The sequence below is a fragment of the Coprobacillus sp. AF33-1AC genome (genome assembly GCF_003475785.1).
Classification (GTDB): domain Bacteria; phylum Bacillota_I; class Bacilli_A; order Erysipelotrichales; family Coprobacillaceae; genus Faecalibacillus.
Genome location: NZ_QRQB01000003.1, coordinates 86,660 through 102,651 on the forward strand (window position 1 = coordinate 86,660; position 15,992 = coordinate 102,651).

The 15,992-nt window shown below is 29.2% G+C and carries 17 protein-coding genes; 1 reads left to right on the top strand and 16 read right to left on the bottom strand.

Annotation, left to right across the window (positions count from 1 at the left end):
• Positions 1 to 6: 6 nt before the first annotated feature.
• The 16 genes from DWZ53_RS02255 to DWZ53_RS02330 all read right to left on the bottom strand — a co-directional run bounded on the left by DWZ53_RS02255 (position 7) and on the right by DWZ53_RS02330 (position 13,962).
• Positions 7 to 765, bottom strand: a complete 759-nt coding sequence (locus tag DWZ53_RS02255) for an RNA-binding protein (protein WP_118431586.1) — start codon at positions 763 to 765, stop codon at positions 7 to 9.
• A 28-nt stretch (positions 766 to 793) separates the two neighbouring features.
• A complete protein-coding gene (locus tag DWZ53_RS02260; protein WP_118431587.1) occupies positions 794 to 1,216 on the bottom strand; it encodes a cell division protein SepF in 423 nt (140 codons plus the stop codon).
• 63 nt (positions 1,217 to 1,279) lie between these two features.
• Positions 1,280 to 1,519, bottom strand: coding sequence for a YlmC/YmxH family sporulation protein (locus DWZ53_RS02265; protein ID WP_118431589.1), 240 nt, complete (start codon positions 1,517 to 1,519; stop codon positions 1,280 to 1,282).
• Between the two features lie 24 nt (positions 1,520 to 1,543).
• Complete coding sequence (locus tag DWZ53_RS02270) at positions 1,544 to 2,311, bottom strand: sigma-70 family RNA polymerase sigma factor (protein ID WP_118431591.1); 768 nt, start codon at positions 2,309 to 2,311, stop codon at positions 1,544 to 1,546.
• 46 nt (positions 2,312 to 2,357) lie between these two features.
• Entirely contained in the window at positions 2,358 to 3,053 is a 696-nt protein-coding gene (sigK, locus tag DWZ53_RS02275; RefSeq protein WP_118431688.1) for an RNA polymerase sporulation sigma factor SigK, read from the bottom strand.
• Positions 3,053 to 3,790 carry a sigma-E processing peptidase SpoIIGA gene (locus DWZ53_RS02280; protein WP_158568161.1) on the bottom strand — a complete coding sequence of 246 codons (738 nt, stop codon included), beginning with the start codon at positions 3,788 to 3,790 and terminating at the stop codon, positions 3,053 to 3,055. The genes sigK and DWZ53_RS02280 overlap by 1 nt, the downstream gene beginning before the upstream one ends.
• A 323-nt stretch (positions 3,791 to 4,113) precedes the next feature.
• On the bottom strand, positions 4,114 to 5,757 hold the full coding sequence (locus DWZ53_RS02285) for an AAA family ATPase (RefSeq protein ID WP_118431595.1): 1,644 nt from the start codon (positions 5,755 to 5,757) through the stop codon (positions 4,114 to 4,116).
• A 99-nt stretch (positions 5,758 to 5,856) separates the two neighbouring features.
• Positions 5,857 to 6,162, bottom strand: coding sequence for a cell division protein SepF (sepF, locus tag DWZ53_RS02290; RefSeq protein ID WP_118431597.1), 306 nt, complete (start codon positions 6,160 to 6,162; stop codon positions 5,857 to 5,859).
• A 90-nt stretch (positions 6,163 to 6,252) separates the two neighbouring features.
• Positions 6,253 to 7,026, bottom strand: a complete 774-nt coding sequence (gene proC / locus DWZ53_RS02295) for a pyrroline-5-carboxylate reductase (RefSeq protein WP_118431598.1) — start codon at positions 7,024 to 7,026, stop codon at positions 6,253 to 6,255.
• A gap of 46 nt (positions 7,027 to 7,072) precedes the next feature.
• On the bottom strand, positions 7,073 to 8,158 hold the full coding sequence (ftsZ, locus tag DWZ53_RS02300; protein ID WP_118431600.1) for a cell division protein FtsZ: 1,086 nt from the start codon (positions 8,156 to 8,158) through the stop codon (positions 7,073 to 7,075).
• Positions 8,159 to 8,180: 22 nt separating this feature from the next.
• Positions 8,181 to 9,452 (bottom strand): cell division FtsA domain-containing protein, encoded by a 1,272-nt coding sequence (locus DWZ53_RS02305; RefSeq protein ID WP_118431602.1) that lies wholly within the window; start codon positions 9,450 to 9,452, stop codon positions 8,181 to 8,183.
• Between the two features lie 87 nt (positions 9,453 to 9,539).
• The gene (locus DWZ53_RS02310; RefSeq protein ID WP_118431604.1) at positions 9,540 to 10,304 is read right to left on the bottom strand and encodes a cell division protein FtsQ/DivIB; all 765 of its coding nucleotides are present in this window, start codon (positions 10,302 to 10,304) and stop codon (positions 9,540 to 9,542) included.
• Positions 10,304 to 11,230: a UDP-N-acetylmuramate dehydrogenase gene (murB, locus tag DWZ53_RS02315; protein WP_118431606.1), complete on the bottom strand. Its 927-nt coding sequence runs from the start codon at positions 11,228 to 11,230 to the stop codon at positions 10,304 to 10,306. Before murB ends, DWZ53_RS02310 begins: the two co-directional genes overlap by 1 nt.
• On the bottom strand, positions 11,223 to 12,299 hold the full coding sequence (gene murG / locus DWZ53_RS02320; RefSeq protein WP_118431608.1) for an undecaprenyldiphospho-muramoylpentapeptide beta-N-acetylglucosaminyltransferase: 1,077 nt from the start codon (positions 12,297 to 12,299) through the stop codon (positions 11,223 to 11,225). Before murG ends, murB begins: the two co-directional genes overlap by 8 nt.
• A gap of 32 nt (positions 12,300 to 12,331) precedes the next feature.
• A complete protein-coding gene (locus DWZ53_RS11485; protein WP_199589043.1) occupies positions 12,332 to 12,409 on the bottom strand; it encodes a hypothetical protein in 78 nt (25 codons plus the stop codon).
• A gap of 20 nt (positions 12,410 to 12,429) precedes the next feature.
• Positions 12,430 to 13,962, bottom strand: a complete 1,533-nt coding sequence (locus DWZ53_RS02330) for a recombinase family protein (RefSeq protein WP_118431610.1) — start codon at positions 13,960 to 13,962, stop codon at positions 12,430 to 12,432.
• 199 nt (positions 13,963 to 14,161) lie between these two features.
• Here DWZ53_RS02330 and DWZ53_RS02335 point away from each other — a divergent pair, with 199 nt between their 5' ends.
• Complete coding sequence (locus DWZ53_RS02335) at positions 14,162 to 15,991, top strand: diguanylate cyclase domain-containing protein (protein ID WP_118431612.1); 1,830 nt, start codon at positions 14,162 to 14,164, stop codon at positions 15,989 to 15,991.
• Position 15,992 lies beyond the last annotated feature (1 nt).

Here is a 15,992-nt window from a genome sequence, read left to right on the forward strand (position 1 = left end):
CACTCCTTATTTATAAAAATATCCCTCTACTACGTAATTATTTGATCTCGTTTGTCTATGACAATCTACAAACTTGACTCTTCCATGCCCTTTAAAGGATATTATATCACTATTATTACACAAATAATTTATTTGTTCAACCGGTTTATGATTAACTTTTACATAACCTGCTCTTATATAATCTGCTGCTTTGGTCCTAGGAATTTTATAAAAGCTAGATATAATTTTATCTAATCTTAAAGATGAAACAATAAAAGATTTAACAAGATATTGATTTTGAATTTCTACAGGGTCAGTATAAACATGTAAATGGACATGACTATGTTTAATAGTTGTTAAATTAGCACTTAAATAGGGATATAGATTTTTTTCAATCGCAATATAAAATCCATCTTGTTGACTTGCTATATCGCCAAATAATTCTCTTTTAATACCAAGTGACATCACTGCTCCTAAGACATCTCGATGTGTTAATTTTTCAAATTTTTGTTGGTATTGAATTTGCAACACAATAATTTCAAAATCATCTTTTTCTATTTCATAGAAATCAGGAGCAATAATCATTCTTTGACTTTCATTATTTAAAAAGCCACCAAAAGCTAAAACTTGCAGTTCATCACTTTGACCGATAATACTTCTTACAATTGATTGATGATAAGGATCTAGAAAAGAGGTAAGAATAAGTCTTTGTTTATAAAGGGCTTGGTCTTTATATTCAAGTACTTTTTTAACAAAAACTTCTTCACCTTTAAAATGTTCTAACATGAAAAAGAGTATTAGCTAAGCTAATACACTATTCTTCAATTTCATCTTCATCTAAATCAATTGTTCCAGCAACCCCAATATTACGAGGTGTACATAAGAAAATTTTAGGTCCAATTCTTTGAATATCACCTTCGATTGCATAGATAACACCACTTAAGAAATCAACAACACGTTTTGCTTGATCTTTTTGTAAACGATGTAAATTCACAACGGCTGCTTTCTTTTGTTTTAAATAATTAGCAATTTCTTGAGTTTCCCCATATGCACGAGGTTCAAATAAAACTAAATGACTATCTTTATTAGCGTTTAAAGCTTTAACAGCTTCACTTGCTTTTGAAAATTTTGCTTGTTCAAATAAACTTGTTTTTGGATCAGTATCGACTTCTGTTTCCCCATATTCTTCAGTTTCGTCGCCTTCTTCTTCAAAAAACCATCTTTTTACTTTATCCATGAAGTGCTCCTCCTTTATGTTTACTTCTACATTATATCACAAGACACAAATAATAAAAAGGTGTCACATTTCAATATTTACAAGAATCACATCCCCACCAAATGATAAAACACATTCAACTGGAATAATGAGACAAGGTGGTTCTTTAAAAAAACAAAAAAAACGAAAAATATTCATTTTTTCAACAATAATTGCTTCAATACATTTACTGCTCCAACATATCTCTATATCACTCACATACCCAATTTTTTTACCATCACAGACATTTACAACTTCTTTTGTTTGCATTTTAACAAATCGCATGATATCACCAATACAAAATATGCTTTAATTCAACATTTTATGTAACAATTCTATCGCCTTTTTTTCTATTCTCGATACTTGTGCTTGAGAAATATTCATTTCTCTTGCGATTTCACTTTGTGACATACCTAAAAAATACCTTTGATTAATAATTTTTCTTTGTTTTACATTTAATTGATTTAAAGCATTCATTAAATCTAAATGACTATGATAAAGCTGCATTTGTTGAGGATTTAAAGTAATAGAATCTACTAACTTTAAATCATCTTCATCATTTGATAATTGATCTTCTAAAGAAGAAACATGATGGGTTGATAGTAAAGCATCAATAATATCATTTCGAGAAACATGTAAATGTTGTACTAATTGATCTATAGTCGGTTCTTTTTGATGATAAGTTATATATTCATCTTTATATTTTAATACTTTATAGGCTAAGTCTTTTAATGTTCTCGATACCCTTATAGGGGCATTATCTCTTAAAAAGCGTTTCATTTCTCCAATAATTAAAGGGACAGCATAAGTTGAAAACTGTAATTGATAGCTTGTATCAAAATGATCAATAGCTTTGATTAAACCAATGATGCCAACTTGAAATAAATCCTGTGAAAATTCACTTTTTTGATAGAAACGTTTCGTCATTGATATGACTAATTTTAAATTATCAATGACGAGACGTTCTTTAATCATTGGATCATGATTTTCTTGGTATTGATCAATCAGTGTATACGTTTCTTTCGTTGTCAATTTGTCAAGTTCAGGCACATTTTGTAAATAAATTTGTCCATTCATTATCATCACCAATCATATTTTGAGCCTTTTTGACAATTCTATACTTTTATTTTGTTTCGTTATAATTTAATTGTTGTCTTAATTTTTTGATAATTTTCTTTTCTAAACGAGAAATATAAGATTGTGATATTCCCATTAATGAAGCGACATCTTTTTGAGTAAGTTCATCTTGGTTACTTAAGCCATATCTTAAAATCAAAATTTCTTTTTCTCGATCATTGAGATCTTTTAAAGCATCATAAAACATCTTTTTTTGATCACTTTTTAAAATTTCTTGTTCTATTAAATCATCATCAGTTCCAACAATATCACTTAGTAAAAGTTCATTACCATCATAATCAACATTTAAAGGTTCATCTAAAGATATTTCATATCTTAATTTATTATTTTTTCTTAAAAACATTAAAATTTCATTTTCAATACAACGTGATGCATAAGTAGCAAGCTTAATATTTTTATCACTTTTAAAAGTATTGATTGCTTTAACTAATCCTATCGTACCAATGCTTATTAAATCCTCAATATGACCTGAATTATTATGATCATATCTTTTAGCCACATAAACAACTAACCGTAAATTATGTTCAATTAGCTGATCTCTTGCATATAAGTCACCTTGTTCTGCTTTTAAAATCATGTCTAATTCTTCTTTTCCTTTAAGCGGTGCCGGTAAGATATCACGATGACCAATATAATATAAAAATGTATGATGATTTATTAATTCCCTAAGCCATTTCCACATCATAAGATTCCTCCCATCAATTGTTTATTTAATAAACAATCATATTGAATCTGACTTATTATGCCTGCATAAATATGATTTAATCGTTGATGATTAATAGTAAGTGTATCAATCATAATAATTTCTATCTCTAAATGGGTTGGTGAAGTAATCAGCAAATGATCAATAACCTGATATTCTTTTAAGATTTCTTTTTTTATAATAATTAAAGGAAACCCATGATAATAAGTCTCATTTCCAGTATCTAAAAAACCTGTTATTTGGTATTGATGATGAAGATACTCCATTTTCATTTGATAACAAAAACGTTGATTCGTTAATTTCTTTTTCAAATAAAAACAATATATTCCTTGAATCATAGAAAAAAACAAACCAACCACAAATAAACTCATTGCATAATAAGTAGTGGGAATAATCAAGATGCTATGATATATAAAACCATCTTCAACAAGTTCTTTTATAAAATATAAAACAGAAAAATAGAGAGTTAAAAAAGTAGGATAATATAAAAAAAGTTGTTTTTTAAATAAAAAAGCAAATATGATAAGCCATATTATTAAGGGGACAATTTTATATAAATCAATATATATCATCATTAATGAGAGATTACATATAAAACTATAGCCACATATTCTTTTAAAAGACCAATTTAAATTTAATAACATGATCATCATTTCAAAAACAATCATTAAAACAATTAAATTAATCAAGTAGGTAATTTCTATATATACATCCATCTTGACACCCCTTATTATCATAGCTTGATTGTAATAAAAAGGATGTCGTATTAAAGATAGAATATTAAAATTCATTTACTTAAAAAGCATTCCAAATTGGAATGCCTTCTTTTTAGTTCGCATTTTTTCAATGTTACATTAAATTGGTAGCGTACACCGCTTTTTTAGTTCCCACTTGGTTATGGTGGGGTACACCGCTTTTTTAGCTCCCACTTAGTTATGGTAGGGTACACCGCTTTTTGATGGAAAACCACCTACAGTCAGTATATTACCATAACGGAAAAATAATTCAATATTCAAATAATGAATATGATCGTTTGCCTTTATTCTTTATCCACTTCAACAAGATAACATTGTTTTTTATGAAAAGAGATACCATATCCTTTTACATTTGGATATCCATCATTAATCACTTCATCCATATATCTTTGTTCAACGATTTGTTTTGCCCCTTCTTTTGCATCTTTAATCAAGTCTTTCACTCGACTAGAATGTTTACATTCTAATATAAGTGCTATTTGAAATATTTGTCTTGGTAATATGCATATATCAAACCGTCCATTCATTGCTTCTCTATTTGATTTTAACATCTTTCCACTAAATAATCCTACTAAAAATCCATGATAGAAACTTTCCTCGTTATCATAATAACTAATACTTCTAGATAAAATATCATTTAACAATTCATTTGCTTCTCGTATTTGACCATTCATAAGCATTTGATAAAGTTCATTCTTTCTACTGCTTGTATAGTCTTCAAAATAACTCATAAATGACTGTTTATAAATTTCATAGACTTCTTTATTAGGAATCACTAATTGATACTGATTTTCTCCTAAATTCTTAATGACTTTTAAATATCCTGTAAGTAATAAAAAACTGTATACATTATTAATATTATCCATTTCTCGATATGTCAGTTCTGGTTTAATATACTTCGTTAATGCATGTCCTTGAATAAGTTGTTCAAATTCATTATGAAGTTCATCATCACCATTTTGAATATAATTGATTACCAAGTCATTACTGCTCGTATTAGCCCAAAATGATGCAGGTTTGAAACAAGCATCATATATCTTGTTTTTTACATAAGTTAGCGTACTCCATGGATTGTATATTTCTAAATTTCCAAACAAATAGCCATCATACCATTCTTTAACTTCGTCCATATACGAAGATAAGTGATAGTCTTTTAATAACTGTTTCACTTCTCTTTCAGTAAAACCAAAATATTCATTACTGATATTATTTAAAATAGAATAAGAACTAAAATTATTTAATCCCGTAAAGATACTTTCTTTAGAAATACGTAAACATCCGGTCATAATCCCCTTTTCTAAGGCATCGTTTGTTTTTAAAGCCATCGAAAAGACATTTCTTAAAAAGTTAACCATATCCTCATAGTAGTTGTTTTGATAAGCTGATTGTAATGGAACATCATATTCATCAATAAGAATGATGACTTTTTGATGATAATATTTACGAAGATAATATGAAATGTTAAATAATGCACTTTCTAATTCATCATCACACATTTTATTATCAACATATCTTTGAAACAATTCTTTTTCAGAACCCAATAAATCATCACCATCAAGTAATTCAAGATAGTTTTTCGCACATAAACAAATAATTTCTTTAAATCTAATCATTTGTCCTTCATAAGAATTATTTTTCATATCTTTTAAAGAGATAAAAATAACAGGATATTGATTTTGATGCTTTAGTGCATCTTTGTTTTTTGAAATATTTAAGTTATCAAACAAATAAGCATTTTCTTTTTCTTTGATAGAAAAGAAATAATAAAGCATCGACATATTAAGAGTCTTACCAAATCTTCTTGGTCTAGTATATAAAACAACCTGTTCATTTAAAACATTACTTATAAGATCTGTTTTATCTACATAGTATGCATCTTTGTCAATCATGTCTTTAAAGTTTTCAATTCCTGTAGGGACTAATTTCATACAATCAACTCTCTTTCCTATTTGTATTATACCCTATGTATTTATTCCTTTTCAATTCATAAATATGCGTCTTTTCCTCACAACTAAAAAGAGCAATACTTATTGCCCCTTTGATTCATAACTAATATATGATGGTAAAAACATATACGTATCATCATTGATTTTAATATCTTGATATTGTAAAACATAACATAGTCCAGATATAAAATCTAATGCTCTTTTAATAACATTGTCGTTAAAAGTACAGACAATAATTTTATGATTTTTAAAATCATCACCAATACTATCTAATTGATCTATATTACTGACATTCCATCGTACAACTTCATTTTTGATTTGATGACTCTCTTGTTGATTATCTTCGCCACTTTCATCAAATAACCAGCTTTTTATATTTTCTAGCATATCTTTCACCTCAACATTATTGTACCTTAAATTTTAAGAAATGTTCACTAAAAAAATAAATTAAGCAAAAACCAGAGTAAAAACTCTGGTCTATTTTGATTCAATGATAGCATCCATTACACTATTTCTAAAAGATCCTCTTTCAAGTGCTTTTACACCTTTAATCGTAATCCCACCTGGTGAACATACCTGATCTTTTAAAACACCTGGATGTAGTTTTGTTTCTTTAACCATATCAGCACTTCCAAGTACCATTTGACTTGCAAGACGATAAGCAAGATCTCTTGGTAATCCTTGCAAAACAGCACCATCAGCCAAAGCTTCAATAAACATATAAACAAATGCCGGACCACAACCAGTTAAAGCACCAGCTCCTACCATGTAATGATTTTCAATTACTTCTACTTCTCCGATACTTTCAAACATCTTACAAGCAAAATCGAATTCTTCTTTTGTAAGTGAATTTGTTTTTTCAAACAATGTCATCCCTTGTAACACTTTTGCAGGTGTATTTGGCATAATTGTAAGATGATGTGTCCCTGGCATTAATTGTTCATAACGATCATAGCTATAACCTGATACAATTGAAATAATTGGTTTGTTGCCAACATCATTTTTAATTTTATCCATTACTGATTCTACAACCTGTGGTTTAACTGCCATAACAATCACATCACATGTTTTAACAATTTCAAGTTCACTTTTCGTTGGATTAATTTGATAATCTTGTTTCATTTGATCAAGTTTTGTTTGATCAATATCATACGCATAAACAAGATTTCCTTCAATAAACCCACTTTTTACAATACCACTGGCAATTGCTCCAGCCATATTCCCCATTCCTATAAATCCTACTGTTTTCATTAATATATCCTCCTTTTAAAAAAATAAGCTAACGTTGTTAGCTTATTTAAATTCTTCTATTTTTAATAAATGCTGGTGGAAAATCATCGTCTTCATCTTCCACATCATCATTTGAACCAAAAGAAGTAAATGATGATCCATCATCAGATGAAATAATAGATGGTTGTACTTGAACATCATCTTTTTCATCTTCAAATCCTGTAGCAATAACAGTAACAATAATATCATCATCAAGATTTTCATTAATAGCAATACCTAAATAAGTATTAATATCATCACCAACTTCTTGAGTAATTGTTTCAAGAGCAATATTAGCATCAAATAATGAAATATTAGGTCCACCAGTAACATTAATAATAGCATCTTTAGCACCTGCTACAGATACTTCTAATAAAGGTGAAGAAATAGCACGTTTTGCTGCTTCTTTAGCTTTATCATCACCTGATGACATACCAATACCAATTAATGCATTTCCTCTATTTTTCATAACCGCACAAACATCAGCGAAATCAAGATTAATGAATGCTGGTACAGCAATTAAATCAGTAATAGTTTGAACACCTTGACGCAATACATTATCAGCTTCTCTAAAAGCTTCTTGCATTGGTCTGCCACCGATAAGTTGTAATAAACGATCATTTGATACCACAATAATACTATCTACATTAGCACGTAATTCATCAATTCCAGCAATAGATTGTTTTTTACGTTTCATACCTTCAAAGGTAAAAGGTTTAGTAATAACCCCAACAGTTAACGCTCCAATTTCACGAGCAATTTTTGCGAACACAGGTGCAGCACCGGTACCAGTTCCACCACCCATACCAGCAGCGATAAAGACCATATCAGCACCTTCAAGCACTTTTCTAATTTCAGCTTCTGATTCTAAAGCAGCTTTTTTCCCAACTTCTGGATTTCCACCTGCTCCTAATCCTTTAGTTAAATCTTTACCTAAAACAATTTTATTTTCTACTGGCGAACGGCGAAGAACTTGAACATCTGTATTAGCTACATAAAATTCAACACCTCTTACTCCTTCTTCTACCATTCTATTTACAGCGTTATTTCCACCGCCACCAACACCGATGACTTTTATTTTTGCAACTTGTTCAAAATCTAATTCTTCATTCATTCGTTTATCCTCGCTTTTTATATTAATCTTCTTCACTAAAGAAAGTGTCTAATAATTTATTAAATCTTGATGTATTTTTAACATCGTGATGTCTATCCTTGTTCTTTGTTAAACCTTTTAATCGCATTGACATTGTCGCTGATACATCGGGTAAAACTAATGATCGATCATAAGGTCCTAATACTTTAGCACGATCCATCATATAAAAAATCATTCCTACTGATGAAACAAATGCCATATCACGAATACCTATAATATCAGGTCGATAAAGTCTAACTGGCGCTTCAAGAACCTCTCCAGCAATTTGATCTAAAAGTTCAAGTTCTCCACCACCACCAACAATTAAAGTCTCATAAGTACGATTATCATCAATAATCTTAATCTTTTCTTTAATCACATTAAGGACCTCAACTGCTGTATCTGCTAGTATTTTAGCTAAATCTTTTTGAGTGTAGTCTTTTCTGCCATCACGCATATATGTTGTATGAATAATATCTTCTTGTCCAATTGTATAATCTAATGAACCATATTTAATCTTGTAAGTTTCTGCTTGATTCATTGATATTTGGAAATTTTGAGCAATACTACGTGTAAAATCATATCCCCCAACCGGACAAACTGTTAAATATTTTAAATACCCATCTTTATAAAATGAGATTGTTGATGTTTTATATCCCATATCAATTAATAAAGCCCCTTCTTGTAAGTAAACTGCATCAAAGGCTTCTTTAGCACAAGAATAAGCATTAATGCAAATTTCAATAACTTCTAAACCTGCTTTTTCTACTGCTGCCAAATAAGGATATAAAAGTTGTTTTTGTGTTGTCATGACTAAAGCATCAACAATTAAATTTCTAGATGTTTTACCTATTGGGGCTGTCGTTGTTGCCCCACTATCACTATGGAATCTCACTGGTACAACCGATACCACTTCTTCTTCCTTAGATCTTTTAAATTTAGTTGCAAGTTTTAACACTCTGACAACATCTTCACATGTAACTTTGGCACCTTCATTCAAAGAAATACTACTATCACTTTGATAAAGTTTCGATTTAATCGTTGGAATATTCAATCCCACCGCTTTGATATCACATTCAAGAAATTCATTAGCTTCTTGAACAAGTTTTTGAATATCACGAATTAAAAAACGATCATCTTCAACAATGCCTTTTTTTACTCCATGACTTGGTAATTTTTTTGCGAACAATACATTCAAATTAGAATTGACAACTTCGCCAACTAATAATTCTATTGTTGCACTACCAATATCTAAAACTGCATATATATCTTCCACATCAATCTCCCCTTGTTACATATATATAAATAATAGCATAAAAGTCATGATAATTAAAGGCTTCTTTTATCATGACTTCATACTTTTTTATTGATTTACATAGACATTTCGACCTAGAAAATCATAATGTTTTGCATCTGGATATTTTTTTATAACTAAATAATAATTATTTGATGTAAGTTGTTTTTCCATTTGGTCAATTCTTACATAAAATATTTTTCCATCATCCAATTCTAACTGACATTTATCTGGATCATTAGATTCTTTAAGTAACGTGATAGCAGAAATACGATTTCTCACTACCGAAGAGATTTTTTTATAATTTTTAGCAAATCTTACTAATGTATCTTCATCAAATTCTAAGGCTTCCGGACAACGTTGAACATAACTTAGCCAAGATTGATTTTCATCTTTAATCACTTTTCCTGTTTCATCAACGATATACAATACATTATTCATCTTTGCGTATGTAAGTGGTTGTGATTCAACAATATCAATATCAACATGCCCTAATAAAGATTTTTTTACATTTGCCTTTTTAACAAAATCTAATTTTTCTATTTCTTTTTCTGTTTGTCGACAACTCATAGAAAAAATAAATGTTTTTTTCTTTTGTACAGAGATATTTTTTAAAATATAGTCAGTAGAAACCCTTTCATTTCCAGTGACATCAATTGATTTAATCTTACTATAATCACTCATCAAAAAAGCAACAAAAGCAACAATTATAATCAATAAAGCCAAAGCTCTACGTCTTCTTTTTTTCTTTTTGTTTCTTATTTTTCGACGCATTGTTTGTACTTGATTATAATCATGTTCATTATAAATGACTTTTTGTTTTTGCTTTTTCATTAGTCTTGCCAATTAATAAAACATACTTCTGGTTTTAAAGTGATTCCAAATTGTTCTTGAACAATTTGTTGAACATAGAAAATTAAATCATGAATATCTTTAGCACTAGCATAACCATTATTAACGATAAAGTTAGAATGTTTAGGTGAAACCTGAGCCCCACCAATCTCATATCCTCTCAGCCCTGCATCATCAATATATTTCCAAGCACTTCCTTCTACCGGGTTTCTAAAGACACTTCCCGCACAAGGAAAATTCCATGGCTGTGAGGACATTCTTCTTTCTTTACGCTTATCTAATAAAGCTGTAATTTCACTTACATCTTTTGTTTCTAATTCAAATTCTACTTCTAAAACAATCCATTTCTTTTGATCTTGTAAGATTGAATAACGATAACCAAAGTGCATTTGTTCCTTAGTTAACGTCACTGTTTCTAAATGCTCATTTAAGATTGTTACTTTTTTAATAACATGCGATAATTGTGATTTATAGGCTCCGGCATTCATATAAACACCACCACCAATATTACCAGGTATTCCACCCATAAATTCAAAACCACTCAAGCCAACTTTAGCACATTCATAGGCTAGTTTAATCATAGAAACTCCACATTGTGCTTTAACAACATTTCCATTGATTGTGTATTGTTTAAAATAATCATTTAAAGAAACAATAATACCATCAAAGCTTTTATCTGAAAACAATAAATTAGAGCCTCTACCAATAACAAATAAACGAATACGATGTTTACGACAATACTTAATAATATTTCTAAGTGCTTGAATATCTTTAACTTTAATAAAGATTTTAGCAGGTCCTCCTACTTTATAAGTCGTATGTTTATAAAGGGGTTCATCTTGTAAAATATCACCTACATCTAATGCTTTTAAATCTTCATAATATTTTTCAAATTTTAATTTATTCATTTAATAACTCCTTAATTACACGATACATGTCATGACAAGCTTGTGGTTTCCCTATCTTTTTAGCGTTTTGTTTTAATGAATCAAGCGTCACTTGATTCCCCATAACTTCATCTATTAATGAAACAAATGCTTGGGCATTTAAATCTTTCTCTAAAATCATTTTGGCTGCATCCTGTTGAACTAATTCTAAAGCATTGTATTCTTGATGATTAGCAGCAACATAAGGACTTGGAATCAAAATGGCAGGAACCCCAATTGCTGTAATTTCCGCAATAGTACTGGCTCCAGCACGAGAAACAATCAAATCTGTATGATTAAGTAAGGATGGCATATCATCTACATAAGGTACCATTTTTACATGATCATTTTGATATTGCTTCATATCTTCATAAAAAGGTTTCCCAGTAACATATAAAACTTGATAATCTTTTTGTTCAAATAATGGCATGGCTTCCTTCATAGCATCATTGACACTTCTTGAACCAAGCGATCCCATAACAATGGTAATTAACTTTTTGTTAGGATCTAATTGATATTTATCATAAATATCATGAGGCTCTATCTCACTTACTACAGTTGCTCTTGGATTTCCTAATAATAAGGTTTTATCATGAGGAAATGCTTGATAGGCCTTTTGATAACAACAAATTATTTTATCTACTTTTTTAATTAAGATTTTATTTGTTAAACCAATAATAGAATTTTGTTCATGAATTAAAGTTTTAATCTTTAATGAACAAGCTGCTTCAACAGCACTAGCACTTGGATAACCACCAAAACCAACAACAATATCTGGTTTAAATTTCTTTACTACTTTTTTAGCTTCACCAATTGATTTAATAAACAACAAAGCTGATTTTGCTTTTTGAATAGGATTACCAACTAATCCTTTTACATTTAAACCAACATAAGGATATCCCATTTGTGGTACAACTTGTGATTCTAAACGGTCTTTTGTCCCAATAAATAAAAACTCACTATCGGGTTCTTGTTTTTTTATATATTCAACTAAGGCTAAAGCTGGATATAAATGTCCTCCAGTTCCACCTGCAGCTACGATTACTTTCATATTTTTCACTCCTCGTTGTCATTATAACCTATTTATATTGATTTTGAAATATTTAATAATATTCCAATTTCTACAAGCGTCACTACTAATGAAGTTCCTCCATAAGACATCAATGGTAAAGTGACACCTGTCACTTTACCTTAGTGATATAAGGACTCATATCTACCTTAAAATAGATATAAATATGTCTATTTTTATCTACTTCTATCTTGTCAATAATTTGAAAAAGTAATTCATGATCAACTATTTGAAAAGTCATAAATTGTTTAATTAATTCTTGATACCTTTTAATTGGAAATGAATGATAACTCTTTTGTAATTGAACTTGTTGTTTTATTAAAGACAATAAAGTATCTTGATATTTTGCAGATAAAAGTTGATATTGTTTTAAAGAAATAACTTGATTTAATTTATCTTCATAGAGTTGACTTAATATATTTTGAGTTTTTATTATATCCTTTTTTAATTGATGTGCAAGAGTAAGTTGTTGATTATTTTGTTGATCAAACATCTTTTTTATTTGTTTTAATAAAGATTCTTCTTGATAATGTTCATAAAATTGTTTTCCAACATCCTTTAAAAATGTGAGTATATGATTTTCTAGTATTTGATAATTAAAGCTATGACTACAACAAAGTTGCTGACGACTATATTTTGTATAGTAATTACATTGTACCATGAGTTGCTTTTGTTTTTGATGTATACTCATGTGATGTTTACATTCAAAACAATAAATCAACCCTTGAAATAAATAACGATTGTTTTTATTCCGATACTTTTTACTTTGATTTAAAATTCTTTGTGCTTGATTATACAATTCTTGAGATATGATCGCCTCGTGTGTATTTTTTACAATGATCCATTTATCTTCAGGAAGTGTCATCAGCTTTTTAGAATGATAACTCACCTTTTTCCATCTTCCTTGTACCATATGTCCTAAATACATCTGATTTCTACCTATTTCACGAACTGTTTGACTACTCCAAGTTCCCCCTTCTTTACTTACAGGAATTCTCTTTTTTTGATAAATCGAAGGAATCGTTACTTGTAAATTTGTCAATCTTCTTGCAATTTGGGTTGTCCCTATACCTTGTGATAACCAAATAAAAATCATTTTAACATAACATGATACTTGTTTATCAATGATTAAATGATGATGATTTCTCGGATCTTTTATATAGCCGTACTTTGCTTTTGAAGCAATATACTCACCCCTTTCTCTTTTAACATCAAAAGCCATTCGTATCTTTTTAGAAGTATCCCGTAAATATAAATCATTAACACTTAACCTTAAAGCTAACATTTCATCACCCACATGTGAATCATAATGGTCACTGATGGCGATAAAACGAATTCCTTTTATCAAAAAGTAATCTTCAATATATAAACCTGTTTCATACAATTCTCTTCCTAACCTCGATAAATCTTTTACAATCACACAATTAATTTTTCCTTGTTCAATATCTTGTTTTAATTTCAAAAAGCCTGGTCTTTGAAAATGTGAACCAGAAAAGCCATCATCACTATAATGTTTAACTAATTTCATATGGTGTTGATGAATATAACTATCAATAATCATCCGCTGACTTTCTATTGATGAACTTTCATCTAATCGTTCATCTTCTTTGGAAAGTCTTTCATACCCCCCTACTCGATATTCCACACGTTCTCCTTATTCATAAGATATTGAAGAAAACAATGTTCCATCACTTTAGCCATATTTTCTAAACCACTTATATATTCAAATTCTAATGTATATTTTGTCATTTTATCCCTCCATTACCAATGTATTCTTTACATTTTATAAAAATACCTTTTTTCACTTTCATAAATTGATATAATAGAGATAGGAGGACAACATTATGGGATATAAAATTGCCTTTTTTTCTTGGGATTGGCTATTTGAAATTGTCCAAGAAAAACAAAAAGGAATTCAAAAATTCTTAGACGAATATCAAGATATTTCTATTGATTTGTTTGAAAATTATGGAAATTACGGTCTTGTTCATCCGATGGATAGCTTATTAGAACTATATAAATTACCCAATATTAAAGATTATGATGCATTAATTTTTCAAACTAACTCTAATTTTTATAAAGACTATCGCCAACAAATGATAGAAACAGCCCATCGTTATCATATTCCTGTCATATCTATCAATGATCCTATTAAAAATTGTGTTTATGTAGGAACAGATAATCAAAAAGCCATCTATGATATAACAAGGACCATTATTGATGAAAAGCATTGTCAAAATATTGCTTATGTTTCTGGTCCCATGACTTCTAGAGAAGCCAGACTTAGAAAAGCTGGTTTTTTGCAAGCTACAGAGCAAATTGAAAATATTCAAATTATTGATGGAAACTGGAATACAGAAGATGGTGAAAAAGCAGCCAAAATGTTATTAGATCATCTTCCTGAACTGATTGTTTGTGCCAATGACAATTTAGCACATGGTGTTGTCAATATTTTATTGCAGCATCACATTGAAGTAGGAAAAGATGTTTATGTAACTGGTTTTGATAATTTAACTATTGCTAGAGCAGCAAACCCAAGAATTACAACAATCAAAAGAGATTATCAGACGATTACTTATACAGCCTTAAAAACAGCTAGAGAACTGATTTTTGGTAAACAGATTACCCATGTTTATAGCCCATTTAAGATTATTAAAAGCGTCAGTTGCGGTTACCCCGCAAGTGAAGAAGATAATAGTGAATTAAAACAAGAATATTTATCTTACAGTTATAATAGTAATTGCTTTTTTGAATCATTAGAAAGATTAGAAATTCTCTTTTCTAAAGCATCAAACTTTTCTGAATTACTTGATATATTTGAAAAAGAATCACAGAATTTAGGTTATAAACAAGTCTATCTCATTATGAATTCAGACTATGTTGATTCAATGTCTGGAGATATTACTCAATTTTCCGATATTATGTATTTAATGGGTATTTCTTATCACCAACTTATTCCCGATAAACGTCATATCTATCAAAAGTTTCCTAAAAAAGAAATTCTTCCTCAAGCTTATAAATCACGTTATATGATCTATACTTCTCTTAGCAATAATGGTGTCGCTATTGGTTATTTAGCATTTGATCATTATTCTACGATGATTTCTGTTAACTTTATGACAATTATTTTAAAATTACTTGGTTTAACAATAGAAGGAATTCGTAAGGAACAAGTTTTAAGCATCCTTAATGAAAGATTAGAAGATCTTTCTATTAAAGATTCTCTCACTCATTTATACAATCGTTTTGGTATGAATCATTTAGGAAAATCACTTTTTCAATCCTATATTAAAAAAGATCATCAAGCCCTTATTTATTTTATTGATATGGATTATATGAAAAAAATAAATGATGAATACGGTCATGATATGGGGGATTACGCTATTAAAGAGACAGCACAAATTCTATTAGATTCTTGCAGTCAGGATGATTTTATTATTCGTTATGGTGGTGATGAATTTATTATCATTACTAATGCAATGTCAAACCAATTACCACAAATCATTAATCAAAAAGTTGAAGCATTTAATCAGCTTCATGCTTATCCCTTTGATTTATCATTAAGCGTTGGACATTACTTAGCTTCCAACAAAGATCAATTTGAAACAGCCATCAATAAAGCTGATACAATTATGTATGAAGTAAAAAAACAAAAGAAAGCTCAAAGAGTATAAT

Coding starts and splice junctions, on each gene's coding strand:
- DWZ53_RS02260 (WP_118431587.1), bottom strand. CDS start 1,216: ATGGATAAAGTAAAAAGATGGTTTTTTGAAGAAGAAGGCGACGAAACT.
- DWZ53_RS11485 (WP_199589043.1), bottom strand. CDS start 12,409: ATGTCTTATGGAGGAACTTCATTAGTAGTGACGCTTGTAGAAATTGGA.
- DWZ53_RS02255 (WP_118431586.1), bottom strand. CDS start 765: ATGTTAGAACATTTTAAAGGTGAAGAAGTTTTTGTTAAAAAAGTACTT.
- sigK (WP_118431688.1), bottom strand. CDS start 3,053: ATGTGGAAATGGCTTAGGGAATTAATAAATCATCATACATTTTTATAT.
- DWZ53_RS02285 (WP_118431595.1), bottom strand. CDS start 5,757: ATGAAATTAGTCCCTACAGGAATTGAAAACTTTAAAGACATGATTGAC.
- murG (WP_118431608.1), bottom strand. CDS start 12,299: ATGAAAGTAATCGTAGCTGCAGGTGGAACTGGAGGACATTTATATCCA.
- DWZ53_RS02270 (WP_118431591.1), bottom strand. CDS start 2,311: ATGAATGGACAAATTTATTTACAAAATGTGCCTGAACTTGACAAATTG.
- murB (WP_118431606.1), bottom strand. CDS start 11,230: ATGAATAAATTAAAATTTGAAAAATATTATGAAGATTTAAAAGCATTA.
- DWZ53_RS02280 (WP_158568161.1), bottom strand. CDS start 3,790: ATGGATGTATATATAGAAATTACCTACTTGATTAATTTAATTGTTTTA.
- DWZ53_RS02310 (WP_118431604.1), bottom strand. CDS start 10,304: ATGAAAAAGCAAAAACAAAAAGTCATTTATAATGAACATGATTATAAT.
- sepF (WP_118431597.1), bottom strand. CDS start 6,162: ATGCTAGAAAATATAAAAAGCTGGTTATTTGATGAAAGTGGCGAAGAT.
- DWZ53_RS02265 (WP_118431589.1), bottom strand. CDS start 1,519: ATGCGATTTGTTAAAATGCAAACAAAAGAAGTTGTAAATGTCTGTGAT.
- proC (WP_118431598.1), bottom strand. CDS start 7,026: ATGAAAACAGTAGGATTTATAGGAATGGGGAATATGGCTGGAGCAATT.
- ftsZ (WP_118431600.1), bottom strand. CDS start 8,158: ATGAATGAAGAATTAGATTTTGAACAAGTTGCAAAAATAAAAGTCATC.
- DWZ53_RS02335 (WP_118431612.1), top strand. CDS start 14,162: ATGGGATATAAAATTGCCTTTTTTTCTTGGGATTGGCTATTTGAAATT.